The organism is Pseudomonas mediterranea CFBP 5447 (assembly GCF_000774145.1).
Lineage (GTDB): Bacteria > Pseudomonadota > Gammaproteobacteria > Pseudomonadales > Pseudomonadaceae > Aquipseudomonas > Aquipseudomonas mediterranea.
This window is the reverse complement of sequence record NZ_KN322987.1, coordinates 712,681-727,680: the sequence shown is the minus strand read 5'-3', so window position 1 is coordinate 727,680 and position 15,000 is coordinate 712,681. Positions and strand designations below refer to the sequence as shown.

14 protein-coding genes are annotated in these 15,000 nt (G+C 61.1%); 11 read left to right on the top strand and 3 right to left on the bottom strand.

Going from position 1 to position 15,000, the window contains the following annotated elements:
• Nucleotides 1–218: 218 nt before the first annotated feature.
• The 10 genes from N005_RS23220 (at nt 219) to N005_RS23175 (ending at nt 9,840) form a co-directional block, all read left to right on the top strand.
• Nucleotides 219–1,061: a substrate-binding periplasmic protein gene (locus tag N005_RS23220; protein ID WP_047703327.1), complete on the top strand. Its 843-nt coding sequence runs from the start codon at nt 219–221 to the stop codon at nt 1,059–1,061.
• Between the two features lie 54 nt (nt 1,062–1,115).
• A complete protein-coding gene (locus N005_RS23215; RefSeq protein ID WP_047703326.1) occupies nt 1,116–1,937 on the top strand; it encodes an amino acid ABC transporter ATP-binding protein in 822 nt (273 codons plus the stop codon).
• An 11-nt stretch (nt 1,938–1,948) separates the two neighbouring features.
• Complete coding sequence (locus N005_RS23210) at nt 1,949–2,620, top strand: amino acid ABC transporter permease (RefSeq protein ID WP_047703325.1); 672 nt, start codon at nt 1,949–1,951, stop codon at nt 2,618–2,620.
• 10 nt (nt 2,621–2,630) lie between these two features.
• A complete protein-coding gene (locus tag N005_RS23205) occupies nt 2,631–3,296 on the top strand; it encodes an amino acid ABC transporter permease (protein WP_047703324.1) in 666 nt (221 codons plus the stop codon).
• Nucleotides 3,297–3,322: 26 nt separating this feature from the next.
• Complete coding sequence (gene dapA, locus N005_RS23200; RefSeq protein WP_047703323.1) at nt 3,323–4,204, top strand: 4-hydroxy-tetrahydrodipicolinate synthase; 882 nt, start codon at nt 3,323–3,325, stop codon at nt 4,202–4,204.
• Between the two features lie 257 nt (nt 4,205–4,461).
• Nucleotides 4,462–5,745, top strand: coding sequence for an NAD(P)/FAD-dependent oxidoreductase (locus N005_RS23195; RefSeq protein WP_047703322.1), 1,284 nt, complete (start codon nt 4,462–4,464; stop codon nt 5,743–5,745).
• Complete coding sequence (locus N005_RS23190; RefSeq protein ID WP_047703321.1) at nt 5,742–7,223, top strand: aldehyde dehydrogenase family protein; 1,482 nt, start codon at nt 5,742–5,744, stop codon at nt 7,221–7,223. The genes N005_RS23195 and N005_RS23190 overlap by 4 nt, the downstream gene beginning before the upstream one ends.
• 10 nt (nt 7,224–7,233) lie before the next feature.
• Entirely contained in the window at nt 7,234–8,256 is a 1,023-nt protein-coding gene (locus N005_RS23185) for a proline racemase family protein (RefSeq protein WP_047703320.1), read from the top strand.
• A 25-nt stretch (nt 8,257–8,281) separates the two neighbouring features.
• Entirely contained in the window at nt 8,282–8,986 is a 705-nt protein-coding gene (locus N005_RS23180) for a GntR family transcriptional regulator (protein ID WP_052126488.1), read from the top strand.
• Between the two features lie 146 nt (nt 8,987–9,132).
• The gene (locus tag N005_RS23175; RefSeq protein ID WP_052126455.1) at nt 9,133–9,840 is read left to right on the top strand and encodes a GntR family transcriptional regulator; all 708 of its coding nucleotides are present in this window, start codon (nt 9,133–9,135) and stop codon (nt 9,838–9,840) included.
• 112 nt (nt 9,841–9,952) lie between these two features.
• On the opposite strand, the gene N005_RS23170 is transcribed toward N005_RS23175, so the two are convergent.
• Genes N005_RS23170 through N005_RS23160 form a run of 3 tightly spaced genes read right to left on the bottom strand, consistent with a single transcriptional unit; the run spans nt 9,953 to nt 12,815 of the window.
• Nucleotides 9,953–10,651 carry an ABC transporter substrate-binding protein gene (locus tag N005_RS23170; RefSeq protein WP_342420218.1) on the bottom strand — a complete coding sequence of 233 codons (699 nt, stop codon included), beginning with the start codon at nt 10,649–10,651 and terminating at the stop codon, nt 9,953–9,955.
• 51 nt (nt 10,652–10,702) lie between these two features.
• Nucleotides 10,703–12,043, bottom strand: a complete 1,341-nt coding sequence (locus N005_RS23165) for a GGDEF domain-containing protein (RefSeq protein WP_047703318.1) — start codon at nt 12,041–12,043, stop codon at nt 10,703–10,705.
• Between the two features lies 1 nt (nt 12,044).
• Entirely contained in the window at nt 12,045–12,815 is a 771-nt protein-coding gene (locus tag N005_RS23160; RefSeq protein WP_047703317.1) for a substrate-binding periplasmic protein, read from the bottom strand.
• A gap of 247 nt (nt 12,816–13,062) precedes the next feature.
• On the opposite strand from N005_RS23160, the gene N005_RS23155 reads away from it, so the two are divergent.
• Nucleotides 13,063–14,982, top strand: a complete 1,920-nt coding sequence (locus N005_RS23155) for a sensor domain-containing diguanylate cyclase (RefSeq protein ID WP_047703316.1) — start codon at nt 13,063–13,065, stop codon at nt 14,980–14,982.
• The last annotated feature ends 18 nt before the right edge of the window (nt 14,983–15,000 follow it).

Sequence of the window (15,000 nt, the reverse complement as noted above, 5' to 3'; positions counted from 1 at the left end):
CTGCCTCCCTCTGTCTACCCCCCCCATATTTTCTAGTGGGCCGTCCAACCGACGGCTCACCGCGTCGCTCGTCGTTCCGGAAAAGTTTTCTCGGGCCTGTTGACACTCTCTTTCCGTCAGTCCTAATCTGTATGCAGCAATGCGCACAATGAGAGACACAAAAAAGCATGCAATGAAACTCCCTGCCTAAAACAACAACGTTACGGAGAGATTCAAAAATGACTCGGTTCCTTCCTCGCTCCATTCGCAATGCGATCCTCGGTGCCACGGCTCTTGGCGCCATGCTCGCCCTGGCGCCTGCCCAGGCCGCTGAATCCCAGGTCTGGAAAGATGTGCAAAAAGCCGGGGTGCTGCGTTGTGGCGCGGCGGTGGCGGCGCCCTACGTGATGCGCGATGCCGCGACGTCTCAATACAGTGGTTATTTCGTGGACCTGTGCCGGGATTTCGGCGAGAAGGTGCTGAAGGTCAAGGTCGAGTTTGTCGATACTGTCTGGGACAACCAGGTGGCAGGGCTGCAGAGTGGCAAGTGGGACTTGTCCATGGCCCTGAACCAGACCCCGGAACGTGCCTTGGCGGTGGCCTTTACCGTGCCGGCCACCGACTACCAGATCTCGCTGCTGGTCAACAAGGACAACCCCAAGCTGACCGGTGCCGGCACCGCGATTGCCGACTACGACAAGGCCGGCGTGACCATCGCCGTGATGTCCGGCAGCGCTGCGGACAAGGCGGTTTCGGCGCTGATCAAGCAGGCAACCATCGTGCGCCTGCCGGGTTCGGATGAAACCCGCCTGGCCCTGATGTCCAAGCGCGCCGATGTGTTGGCCGACGCCAGCGATACCAACCACCTGTTCGCCTTGGCCAACCCCGATTGGTCCAAGGAAGTCATGCCCAAGCCAGCCATTGCCAAGCAAGGGGTTTCCTTCGCTATTCGTCGCGACGTTTCACCCGCCGACCTTCAGGTGCTGAACATCTACCTGAGTCAGCGTCGTGAAGCGGGCGAGATCGATGCACTGGTCGACAAGGCCTCCGCACAAGTCAACGCCGCCAATAAAGTTCAGTAATCCTGCTCAAATCCGAGGGCTGCCCAGCGTGGCGGCTCTCCTGGAGGCTTTTCCATGAACACTCCCCAACTGGTGGCTGCCCAGCCACAGCCGGCGCACGCCAGCAACATGGCTGCTGTCGGCGACTTCATCCAACTGCGCGGTGTCTGCAAGTCCTACGGCGAGCAGCTTGTGGTGATGGACAACCTCAACCTGAACATGCGTGCCGACGACAGGTTAGTGATTATCGGCCCGAGCGGCAGCGGCAAGAGTTCGCTGTTGCGGGTGTTGATGGGGTTGGAGGGGATCCAGGGCGGCAGCATCGATTTCCAGGGCAAGCCGTACATTTGCGGCAGCAAGCGTCAAGGCAAGCCGCTGGACGCGGCGCTGCACACCCAGATCGGCATGGTCTTCCAGCACTACACCCTGTTCCCGCATTTGTCGGTATTGAGCAACCTGACCCTGGCGCCGATGAAGGTCCATGGCCTGTCCAAGGCCCAGGCCACCGAGAAGGCCCGTGCCTATCTCGCGCGCCTTGGCCTGGAAAACAAACTCAACGCTTATCCGAGTCAATTATCCGGGGGGCAGAAACAGCGCGTGGCGATCGCCCGTGCACTGATGCTCGAACCCAAGCTGATGCTGTTCGATGAGGTCACCTCGGCCCTCGATCCAGAAATGGTCATCGAAGTGCAGAACGTGATGCTGCAGCTGGCGGAACAGAAGATGGCGATGATCATCGTCACCCACGACATGCATTTCGCCCGTCACATCGCGACCCGGGTGGTGTTCTGTGCCAACGGCAAGGTGGTGGAGCAGGGGCCGCCGGAGCAGATTTTCACCCAGCCCAAAGAAGCCCGTACCCGCGAATTCCTGGAAAAAGTCCTGCACCTGGACTGAGGGCCGACGCCATGAACTATCAATTCGACTTTCATTTCCTCAATGGCAGTTTCGGCGCCTTGTGGGAAGGATTGAAAGTAACCCTGGAACTGGCGCTGGTCTCCAACCTCATCGGCGTTGTGTGCGGCTTCGGCCTGTGCCTGTTGGCGATGAGCCGCTGGTTCTTCATCCGCTGGCCCGCGCAACTGTTTATCGAGTTTTTCCGTTGCACGCCGGCGCTGCTGCAGATCGTCTGGTTTTTCTATTGCGTGCCGATGCTGTTCAACGTGTTCATCGACCCGGTTGCCATGGGCTTCCTGGCGTTGGGTCTGAATCTCACCGCGTTCAATGCCGAAGCCTATCGGGCCGGGGTCCAGGCGGTGCCACGCGAGCATCTGGATGCTTGCGTAGCCCTGGGCCTGCGGCCGTTTCACCGGACGTTCTACGTGGTATTGCCCCAGGCCCTGCGCAACGCGCTGCCGGTATTGATGACCAACGGCATCGGTACCCTGCAACAGAGCGCCCTGGTCGCCATCGTCGCGGTCTCGGACTTGATGTATGTGGGCAAGAGCCTGGCCACCGAGGCTTATCGGCCGCTGGAAACCTACACCCTGATCGCCTTGATCTACTTCGTCCTGTCGCTGCCGATTGCCCAACTGGTGCAATACGTCGAGCGCCGGCAGGACGCTGCGACGGCACGTTGAGGAAAACATCATGACGCTCGATTTTTCCATCGTTCTTTCCTACTGGCACGTGCTGCTCAAGGGATTGGCGCTGACGCTGGTCTTTACCGTCAGTTGCGCGATCATCGGCAGCCTGGGCGGCTTCTTCCTCAGCCTGCTGCGCAATAGCCGCATCCGCTTGCTGACCGTGCCCACAACGTTGTTCGTGGAGTTCTTCCGGGGCACGCCGTTGCTGATCCAGCTGTTCTGGATCTTCTTCTGCCTGCCGGTGGTGTTTGGCCTGGATATTCCCCCTTACGTCTCGGTGCTGATCTCCCTGACCCTGTACATGGCGGCGATCACCTGCGAGACCTTCCGCGGCGCGCTCAAGTCCATCGCTGGCGAGCAGCATGACGCCTGTACCGCCCTGGGCCTGACCCCGCGGGTGAAGGTGGTCTACGTGATTTTCCCCCAGGCCCTGTTGCGTGCGGTCCCGCCGTTGCTATCGAACGTGGTCAGCCTGTTCAAGGAAAGTGCACTGATCTCTTCGGTCGGGGTAGCGGACCTGATGTTCGTCGGCCAGAACATTTCCAACAGCACGGCCCGGCCGGTCGAGTTCCTCTCGGCCGTCGCGGTCATCTATTTCCTCGTGGCCTTCCCACTGACGCGTCTGGTCGGCGTGGTCGAGGCCCGCATGCTCCGGCGTTATGCCTACTAAACCCACTCTCTTTCAGGAGAACTCCCATGCTTGAACTCAAAGGCATTCTGCCTGCGCTCGTGACCCCTTTCGACAAATCCGGTGCGGTCGACCATACGATGCTCGCCGACATCATCGAGCACCAGTTGAAAGCGGGTGTCCATGGCTTCGTGCCGTTGGGCTCCACCGGTGAATACTACGCACTGACCAACGACGAACGTCGCCAGATCCTGACGACCGTCAAGGAAGTGGTCGGTGACCGCGGCACCCTGATTGCCGGTGCCAACGGCTCCTGCACCCGTGAAGTACTGGAGCAGGTCAAGCAGACGGTGGACGCCGGCTATAACAATCTGCTGATCGCTCCGCCGTACTACGCGCTGCCGTCCCAGGAAGAGCTGCTCAGCCACTACAACGCGATCCTCGAAGCGTTCCCGCAGATCAACGTCGTGCTGTACAACTACCCGGTGCGCACCAACGTCGAGGTCGGTTTCGATGTGATGCAGGCGCTCAAGGATCACCCGCGTGTGGTCGGTATCAAGGAAAGCAGCGGCAACCTGCTGCGCGGTATCGAGATCGGTGAGAACTACAAGGGCAAGATCCAGTTGTCCTGTGGCTCCGATGACCAGGCGCTGGACTTCTTCATCTGGGGCGCGACCAGCTGGATCTGTGGTCCGGCCAACGTTTTCCCGGAGAAAGTCGTCGATTTCTACCAGAAGTTCACGGCGGGTGACCTGGCCGGTGCGCAGAATGTCATGCGCAATCTGTTCCCGATCATGTCCAACCTGGAAAGCGGTAAGTTCGTGCAGAAGGTCAAGTACGGCACCGAGCTGGCAGGCTTCCAGGCCGGCAATGCCCGTGCACCGCTGCTGCCGCTGACCGACGCTGAAAAGGCCGAGTTCCGTCGGGTGTTTGAAGCGGCTCAGGGTTGAGATGACTCCGGACTGGCGCGGCAGTCAAAGGAGGTAGGGTTGTGCTCCGCTCTTGTGGCGAGGGGATTTATCCCCGCTGGGCTGCGTAGCAGCCCCATTGAGGCTGGTCTCAGTCAACCTGACGCACCGCGGAAGCCCGTTTTGGGGCCGCTACGCAGCCCAGCGGGGATGAATCCCCTCACCACAAATTGCGGCACGACTTTATTTCGCTCAACGGCGACAAAGACTTAACGACAGTTGCATCAAGAGAGCACTCTATGAATTCTCCACAAACATCCACTCAACAACAGACAGTCGTCATCGGCGGTGGCATCGTCGGGGTCTGTTGTGCTCTCTACCTGCAACGCGAGGGGCACCGGGTGATCCTCGTGGACCCTGCCGCTCCCGGGGACAGCACCGCGAAATGGAGCTGCGGCCAGATGGCGGTCAGCGAAGTCATCCCGTTGTCCAAACCCGGGATTCTTAAAAAGATCCCTGGCTGGCTGATGGACCAGAAGGGGCCTCTGGCCCTGCGTCCCAGTGCCTTGCCGGGGATCCTGCCCTGGTTTCTGCGTTTTCTGGCCTGCGCCCGGCACGCCAGGATCGTCGAGATCGCCGGCGAGATGGCAACCCTGACCGAACATGTCTATGAAGACTATGCGCCGCTGCTGGAGGCTTGCCCAGACAAGACCCTGCTCGGCCAGCGTCCGATCATCGAGGTGTTCGACTCGGCGGATGGCGTCGCCCATGAGCGTCCCCATCTGGAATTGAGAAAAGCCTTGGGCTTCCAGTCCGAGGAATTGGGCGCGGACGAGATTGCCGACCTGGAGCCCAGCCTGGCCGGAAAATTCAAGCACGGCCTGCTGTTTCCCGATTGGCGCGCCGTCAGCGATACCGAAGGTTTTATCGCCGCCTTGACCCAGAGCTTTATCGAGCAAGGCGGCGCTCGGGTTCGTGAACTCGTCAAGCGCATCGACAGCGTGGATGATCGCGCCACCGGCGTGACCCTGGCCGACGGCGCACGAATTGCCGCGCAGCATGTCGTGGTCGCCGCAGGCACCGGTTCCCGGGCGTTCTTCAGCCAGTTGGGCGTCAGCGTGCCCCTGGCAGGCATCGCCGGTTATCAGGTGGTGTTGCCGCAACCTGAAGTGGAGTTCCGTCACTCGGTGATCTACGCCGATGGCGGTTTCTGCTTCAGCCCCATGACCCGAGGACTGCAGATCGGCGGCACCATCGAGTTCGCCGCCGCCGGCGCCGAGCCCAACTTCAAGCGTGCCGACATCATCCTGGAGAAGGCCCGCCGCGTGCTGCCGCAACTCAATACCGACAACCTGCAATACGGCGTCGGGTATCGCCCCTTCCTGCCAGACACCAAACCGATCATCGACCGTTCCGAGCGCCTCACCAACGTCTACATGGCGTTCGGTCACGGCCAGCTTGGCCTGACCCTGGGGGCGACCACCGGCCGGTTGATCGCTGACATGACCGCAGGCAGGCCCACCGCACAAAACCTGAAGCCCTTCAGCGCCAAGCGCTTCGCCCTGATTGGAGGACATGCATGAACGCGTACAACCAGCTGTACATCAATGGCCAGTGGGTCACCCCGGTTCGCAAGGGCACTTTCCAGACCTTCGACCCCAGCAGCGAGGCCCTGATTGCCGAAGTGGCCGCAGCCACCGCCGAGGACATCGACCTGGCCGTCAGGGCCGCACGGCAGGCTTTCGACGCCGGTCCCTGGTCTCAAACCAGCGGGGCCCAGCGTGCCGTGGTGTTGCGGCGCATTGCCCAGGGTATCCGCGACCGCCAACAGGAACTGGCCGAGCTGGAAGTGCGTGACAATGGCAAGCCGTTGCCGGAAGCCCTGTGGGATATCGGCGACACCGCCGGCTGCTTCGATTTCTATGCCGATCTGGCCGAAGACCTCGACGGCCATGCCGAGCAACCGGTGCCACTGGCGGACGATCGTTTCAGCAGCGTGGCGCGCAAGGAAGCCATCGGCGTGGCGGGAGCCATCATCCCGTGGAATTTCCCGATGTTGATGGCCGCCTGGAAAGTCGCCCCGGCCCTGGCGGCCGGGTGCTGCATGGTGCTCAAACCTTCGGAACTGACTCCGCTTACGGCTCTGGAGCTGGCGCGTATCGCCGATCAGGCCGGGCTGCCGGCAGGCGTGCTTAATATCGTGCCGGGCCTGGGCCCGGACGCCGGCGCGCCGCTGGCCGAGCATCCCGGTATCGACAAGCTGGCCTTCACCGGCAGCGTGCCCACCGGCAGCCGGATCATGCAGGCGGCGGCACGGGACATCAAGAACATCAGCCTGGAACTGGGGGGCAAGTCGCCGTTCATCATCTTCGATGACAGTGATCTGGAAGCCGCTGTCGAATGGATCATGTTCGGTATCTTCTGGAACCAGGGCCAGGTCTGTTCGGCGACCTCGCGTGTCCTGGTACAGCGCGATCTCTATGAGCCTTTGCTGCATCGCCTCAAGGCCGAGGCCGCGCGAATCGTCATCGGTAATGGTTTGCAGGACGGCGTGCTGCTGGGCCCACTGGTCAGCCAGGGCCAGTACGACAAGGTCCGCGCGGCGATTTCCCGGGGCAAGGAAGAGGGCGCACGGCTGGTCTGTGGCGGTGAGCGCCCGGCCGGGTTCGACAAGGGCTTCTACTTGCAACCGACAGTCTTTGCCGATGTCGCCGAGGACAGTTGGATCTGGACCGAGGAAGTCTTCGGCCCTGTGGTTTGCGTGCGGCCGTTCGACAATGAACAGGAGGCCCTGCGTTCGGCCAACGACTCGCGCTTCGGCCTGGCGGCAGCAGTGATGTCCAGAGACCTTGAGCGTGCCGAACGGGTCGCCCGCAAATTGCGCGCCGGGATCGTCTGGATCAACTGCTCGCAACCGACCTTCACCGAAGCGCCGTGGGGCGGCTACAAACAGAGTGGCATCGGTCGCGAGCTGGGGGAGTGGGGGTTGAACAACTACCTGGAAACCAAGCAGATCACCCGCTTCGACAGCGAGCAGCCCTGGGGCTGGTACATCAAATAAGGAGGCCGTCATGCGCTGGAAGAAAACGCTGCAACTGGTGGATGTCCATTGCGAAGGCGAAATCGGCAAGGTCATCACCGGCGGGGTGGTCGGCATCCCCGGCGAAACCATGCTGGACAAAATGAACTACATCAACGAAGTGGACGACAGCCTGCGTCGACTGGTGGTGCTGGAGCCCCGCGGCTGCCTGCAGATGTCGGTCAATTTGCTGCTGCCGCCCACACGACCGGAAGCCCAGGCCGGCTTCATCGTGTTGCAGGCCGACAAGGCCCATCCGATGTCGGGCAGCAACTGCATCTGCGTGGTCACTGCGCTGCTGGAGCTGGGCATGGTGCCGATGCAGGAACCGGAAACCACCGTGGTGCTCGACACCCCGGCGGGACTGGTCACTGCCAGGGCGTGCTGTGAAGACGGCCGTTGCCTTAGCGTGTCGCTGGACATGGTTCCGGCTTTTGTCGAGCACTTGGACGTCGCCATCGAGACCGAAGTCTTCGGCACCCTCAAGGCCGACATCGCGTTTGGCGGCGTCTACTACGCGTTGATCGATGTCGATCAGGTTGGCCTGGCTATCGCTCCTGAGAATGCCCGCGAATTGGCCAATGCCGGTGTCGCGCTCAAGGAGGTGATCAACCGCCAGGTCAGCGTTCGTCATCCGCTGTTCGAGACGGTCAACGACGTGGCCTATGTGATGTTCCGCAATCGCCTGGACGCCAGCACCTACCAGACTTGCACCACCTTGCCGCCCGGGCGCGTAGATCGCTCGCCCTGCGGCACCGGCAGTTCGGCGAACCTCGCCACCCTGGCTGCCCGTGGCCTGGTGGAAGTCGGCGACCGGTTGACCTCGCGCTCGACCATCGACGGCGAGTTCCAGGTCGAGTTACTCGGCCACACCGATGTCGGCGGCCGGCCGGCGGTACTGCCACGGGTGACCGGGCGGGCCTGGGTATATGGCATTCAGCAATTGGGTGTGGATCCGGATGATCCGTTGGCGGCCGGTTTCATGCTCAGCGACACTTGGGGTCCGGCCTTTTAAACAGAAAACCAATGCAGTGGGCATCGTGAGCATAAAAACAACAACAGCCGATAAAGCGCGGCGTCATGGTGGTCGTCATGTCTATGAAGAGCTGCGCAAGCAGATCCTGACGCTGCAACTCAAACCGGGTTCGCAACTGGACGAAGTGTCCCTGGCGGGGCACTTCGGTGTGTCCCGCTCACCGGTTCGCGATGCCCTGGCGCGCTTGATCAGCGAAGGACTGGTCACCATCCTGCCCAATCGCACGACCCTGGTAACGCCTTTCGAGATAGAGGAGTTCCCCAAATACATCACCGCCCTGGACCTGACCCAGCGTGCAGTGACGCGCCTGGCCGCGCTCAATCGCAGTGAAAGTGATCTGGAACGCATCCGCCTGTCCAACAGCGTATACGTGCAGGCGCTGGCCAACGGCAGCTTCCAGCAGATGTCCGAGACCAACAAGGCATTTCATATGGAAATCGCCAGGGCCGGTCATAACCCCTATCTGACCCGCTACTACGAGCGCTTGCTGGGGGAGGGCCAGCGTCTGTTGCACCTGCACTTCGACTTCATCGTCAGCTCCCAGACCCTGACCAGCCCCGATCATGATCATGACCGTATTATCGAAGCTATCGCACTGGGACAGGCGGATGCCGCGGAGGTGGCGTCGCAGGAGCATACGCTGCTGTTTCGCGACCGGTTCCTGGATTTCATGCGGCAGAACCTGACCCAGGGCATTTCCATTCGTTGAGTTGAAAAGGTGAGGGCGGCGCCTGGGGGCAGGGCAGTGCGCCTGGACGAGGATTCAATGGTCACTGCCGGGCAGGCTGCGTTACTCTTGCCCACTTGAGTCCCAGGCGTTTGATTGCACGCTGGGTAGCAGACTGAGAGAAGCCGATGAGCAGCGAAAATACAGAGCCGGAAAGCAGCGGCCGTCGACACGGTGGGCGATACATCTACGAGGAGTTGCGCAAGCAGATCCTCACCCTCAAGCTCAAGCCCGGCGCTCCCCTGGATGAAGTGTCCCTGGCGGCCCAGTTCGGCCTGTCCCGTTCTCCTGTGCGCGATGCCCTGGCTCGCCTGGTCAGTGAGGGGCTGGTCACCATCCTGCCGAACCGCACCACGTTGGTGACACCGTTCGAGATCGAGGAATTTCCCAACTACGTCTCGGCTCTGGACCTGATCCAGCGCGCAGTGAGCCGTCTCGCCGCGATCCAGCGTACCGATGAAGACGTCCAACTGATCAGAGCCACGGAAGAGGCCTACATGAACGCCATTGCCGAGGGCGATTTCCAGGCGATGACGGAGCTGAACAAGACACTGCACATGGATATCGCGCGGGCCGGCAAGAATCCTTACCTGACCGACTACTACGAAAAGCTGTTGGGTGAAGGCCAGCGCCTGCTGCATCTGCAGTTCGACTACATCATCCGCTCTGCCAGCAGTACCCGGATCGGCCGTGACCATATGGAAATCGTCGAGGCGATTGCTGCCAGGGACGCTGATGCCGCCGAGCAGGCGGCTCACGAGCACACGATGTTGTTCCAGCGCAGGTTCCTGGATTTCATGCAGCAGAACCTCACAGGGAATATGTCGGTGGGCTAGCATCTGTGGGCGAGCCTGTTCGCGAAAGCAGCTGGCCTGCCGGCCTCGCTGCCGGATGGGCTGACGTCATCGCGAGCGGGCTCGCTCCCACAGGGCTTGCGTCGCCTGGCGTTTAGCGCTCGTCCCGCATGATCCGCGCCACTTCCCCTGACGCTTCCAACTGCTCGAAAGCATGCTGCGCCCGGGCGACGATTTCATCCGGCGTGCTCAGGCTGAACGCCATGTAGACCCTGGCGGGCCGCTCATCGAAGGCGTAGACCTCCTCCAGGTCGGCGAACGCCACGTGCTCTTCGTCGCAGATGATCCGTGCCGCGTTCTCCGGCATCGGCAGGAGCTGGACCTGGCGGTTGAGCAGTTTCTGGAAGTTATCGCGACGATCCGCCGATACCACCAGCCGGGTAAACCCCTGCTGTTGCATGAGCAACTGCTTGGAGTCGTTACGCACTACGCCTACCGTATAGCGCTTGGCATCCTCGAGGTTGGCCAGGGTGATGTCGTTGCGTTCGCGCAGCTTGTAGAGCTTGATGGTCACCCGTTCCAGCTCGCCCACCCACTTGAACAACGGCTCGCGCAGCACGGTGCGGTCCATGGGGTAGATCAGCACGTTCGGCTCGTGCAGGGCCTTGTCGTAAGCTCGGGCCCAGGGGTACAGCAGGATATGGTGGTCGGTCAGCCCGGCTTTATTCAGCGTCTTTTCGACGACGCGGGTGCCCGGTCCGACGAGCTTGCCGTCGCGCAGGTACGCGTACAGCGAGTCTTCGGTGACGACTTCGATTCCTTCGGCGTGACTGTGCAGGCTGGACAAAGCCACGAACAAACATAAGCAGAGCGTCAGGCGATAGTGCATACAGGCCTCACTGGTTTAGAAGGCAACGCAATTACGTCCTTGATGTTTGGCCCGATACAACGCCTGGTCGGCACGTTGTAGCAACAGGTCGAAGTGATCCATGGTTTGCGGGTCCAGCTCGGCGACGCCGATGCTGAGGGTGACAAAGGGGGAAACCGCGGAGGCGCTATGGGGCAATTCGCGCTTGGCCAGGCTGGCACGGATCCGTTGGGCAGCGTCGTAGGCCTGCTTTGCGTCTACATTGGGCAGCATCACGACGAACTCCTCGCCACCCACCCGGGCGGTCAGCTCGCCGGAGCGGCCGAAGACACCGCGAAGGGTTTCGGCGATCTGCTGCAGGCATAGGTCTCCCTGGATATGGCCATAGGTGTCGTTGTAGAGCTTGAAGAAATCGACATCGCACATGAGCACCGACAACGGGGTCTTGTGGCGAAGTGCACGGCGAAATTCGATTTCCTTCAGTTCATCGAAGTAACGACGGTTGGGCAGTCCGGTCAACGGATCGTGACGTGACAGGGCTTCGAGTGCCTGGTTGGCTGCCTTGAGTTCCGCGGTACGCGCCTCGACCAGCTCGGCCAGTTGGTCGCGGCTGGCCTCCATGGCCAGTTCATCCTGACGCTGGCGTTCCAGGTGTGTGTGGAGGTTGTCCTGCAGTTCGTTGAGCTGGGATTCGAGCAGGCTCAGTTCGTCCTGGCGCCGTACCGAACGCTGCAGCTTGAAATATTGCCTGAGGGTCTGTGGCGTGAGTTGGCCCAGGTGTCGGGCAATGTGGATGACATGCACGGTCACCAGGCGATTGAACACGGTCATGATCAACCCGGCCAGCAGCAGCGATTGGATCACCTGGGCGATAACGATGCTGCGTGCCTCGCTCCAGAGTCGTTCCCAGAGCAGGTTGTTATCGCCTTCGATGGTCAGCTCACCGACCTTTTCGTTGGCGCCTTCGTAGGGTTGCGCGACGAGTTCATGTTGCAGCACGGGCGCCGGGCCGGACATGACGACGGCGTATCGATTGAGTTCGATGATCTCGGGCGATTGACCGGGCCGCAGGATCTTGAGCACCACGCGGCCCACCGGCGCGGCCTTGGCAACGCTGGAGAGTTGCTTGCCCAGGGATTCACGGTCCAGCTCCCAGATGGCGTGGGACAAGGTGTTCTGGAACACCTGGTCGATCAGGACCAGTTCCGATTTCATTTCCGCCAGGTTGTTTTCCCAGGCGAGCCAAGTACGCAGCGTGACCATGGCCAGGGTAAAAAGAAGACAGAACAACAGTGTCGCGAGTACCAGGCGACGCCCCAGGGAGCTGAACGCCTTGACTTGTGGCTGGGTTGAGGGAGTCTCGGAGTTTCGCGCCATCTCACAGCCATTTGTGCAGGATGGCGTCATAGACGCCATTGCGGCGGATGGCTTCCAGGCCGGCGCGGAACTTCTCTACGGTCTCGACCGGCGTCTTGCGGCTGAACGCCATGCTCAGGCCTGCATCGCTGCTCAAATCGGGAATCGGCAGCGAACGTACCAGCATCGTGGCCGGGTTTTCGCCGTTCTGGCGAACCAGGTACTGCGCATTGAGCTCATTGGAAATCCACATCTCCACATGGTCGACCTTGAGCTTGCGATAGTTGTGTTCGTATTTGGTGCTCGACTGCAATTCTTCGCCGATACGGAAACCCTTCGAGATCAGGTACTGCTCGCCCACGTCCTGGTTGACCGTGGCGATCTGGTGACCGCGGGCATCCTCCAGCGAGTCGAGTTTCACTGGCCGGTCGGCCAGCGAATACAGGTACCAGCGGGTTGGGGCAATGGCGCCTACCCACTGGAACAGCGATTCGCGCTCAGGGGTACGGGCGATGGAGTAGATCAGCACGTTGCTGTCATTGAGCGCCAATTCGTAGGCCCGTGCCCAAGGCATGGACTGGATCGATGCCTGCACCTTGATTTCATTGAGCACGGCCTGGACGACCTCGGTGCTCATGCCGGTCATCCGTCCGTCCTGGGTCATGTTGTAGGGTGGCAGTTCTTCCGTAACGATGCGCAGCGCAGGCTCTGCCGCGGCCTTCGGCGAGAATCCGCTTGCAGCCATGAGCATCAGAACGCCAAACACCAGCAAACGGTCAAGCGACAGGACCATCGACAATTACCCTATGAAACCGGCAGGACACGGTAGGGCCAAAGAGCCCTCTTCTCGATGCTTATCGGCTGGATCGATCTGGGCTTGAGTGTCACCCGTCGCCGCCGTTCGTTTGCGTGGGATTGTAGGGATTCTCCCGATTGGCTTACGTGAAATTCGCCCGGGACAACTCCAGCCCTTGGCGGCTGAGCCGATATAGCCCATATGCGCATTGGCGCTGGCGAGATGTTTGATCGGAGAGCAAGAGATGGCGCAACAAGACCCAGGGCAGAGCTCCGGCAAACACTCACTCACAACCCGTGCGCTGCGTCTGGCGGTCCTGCGGATCGGCCTGGTTTCGTTGTGTGCCGGTGCGATTTCCTATTATGTGAACCTGTCCTCGCTGGAAAAAGCGATTACCACGCAGTTGCTGCTCTCCACCGAGCAGACTTTGCAGCGCGAATCCCTGCCGTTCAACGAAATAAAGGACCTGCAGCGCAATTTCCTCAACGAGTTCAGGAGCCGCCTGGATAATCCGGGAAGCCGGGCTGCACTGGTGCAGGACTTCGACCGGATCTTCTACCGGCATGAGGACGGCTCCTACACCCAGCGACCGATGCTGTTCGAAGGCGAACCCCTGCCGGATGGCCGTCGGTTTGCCGGAATGTCAGCCACCTACGCGCCCGATTTTCCACCCGACGATGACATCAAGGCCCGGTTTGCCCTGTCGTATATCCTCTCGTACAAATATGGCTCCAGCGTCCAGGGGCGGCTGTTCAATTTTTATGGCGTAGTGCCTGAGAAAGGCTTTCCCATCTACCAGCAGGCCGATATCGCCAAGGTCTTTACCTATTCCGGGCCGGATGCCCTGAAGCTGGAAACCTATGAATTCTATGCGCGTGGCTTTGCGAGTCAAGCCAGCGAAACGCTGTTCACCCGGATGTATTGGGATGCATCGAACAACGCCTGGATGACCACCGTGGCCACGCCCGACGTGGCCGACACCTCCGGGAAGCATCAGATCCTGGCCTGTGTCGATGTACTACTCGACGAGCTCATGAAACGCACGGCCAAACCCTTCGTGGATGGCGCGTACAGCACCATGTTCATCGCCGATGGCGACGGCACGCTGATCTACTATCCAGGCAAGATGGACCAGGTCAAAACCAGCGAGGGCAAGGCCTCCATCCGGTCCCTCGGGCTGGACGGCGACTACCCGCTTCTGGAGACCGTGCCCAAACTGGCGCCCGGTCAGGCCATGGTGGTGCAGACACGCGACGACATTGTCGCGATGGGCCTGGTTCCGGGTACGCCCTGGGCACTTGCAGTGCACTTTCCCCGGGCGCAGATGGTGCCGGCGATTCTCAACAACCTGTTGATCGTGGTTGCCCTTGGACTGCTGACCCTGCTGGTGGAGATCTTCATCCTGCGCTCCATTCTGCAGAAGCAGGTAGCCATCCCGCTGTTTCGCCTGATGCAGGCAACACGCTCGCTGGGTTTGTCCCGGGAACGCCTGAGCCGCGACAGGCTGCCGATCCGCTCCGCCGACGAAATTGGCGAACTGGCCCGGGACTTTGCCTCGATGGCGGATCGGATCCAGGATGCCCATGAGCAATTGGAGCTCAAGGTCAAGGACCGGACTGCGGCGCTTGAGGAAGCCAATCGGCAACTGGTTGTGCTGAGCACCACTGACGGCTTGACGGGAATCGCCAACCGTCGGCACTTCGATGAGATCCTGGTCAACGAGTGGCGGCGCTCGGTGCGCACGGGAACGCTGTTGTCGCTGATGTTGATCGATGTCGACCTGTTCAAGAGCTATAACGACCATTATGGACATCAGGCTGGCGATGATTGCCTGCGAAGCATCGCCAATGCGCTCAAAGCCCATGCCCAACGGGCCGGCGACCTGGTGGCGCGCTATGGGGGCGAGGAGTTTGTCCTCATCACCACGACGCCCAACGCCGACAGTGCGCTGCAGCATGCCAAGACCCTGGGCGAGGCCGTGGAAGCCCTGGCGCTGCCCCATGCCAGGTCGCCGTTCGGCTTCGTGACGGTGAGCATTGGCCTGGCGGTCATGGTGCTCATGGAGGAGGTGACGGCGCAAGACCTGCTCAAGCAAGCCGATCAGGCGCTCTACCTGGCCAAGGCCAAGGGGCGCAACCAGACCATGCTGGCGAATGCTTCGTGAGCTTGGGCTTGACGGTGC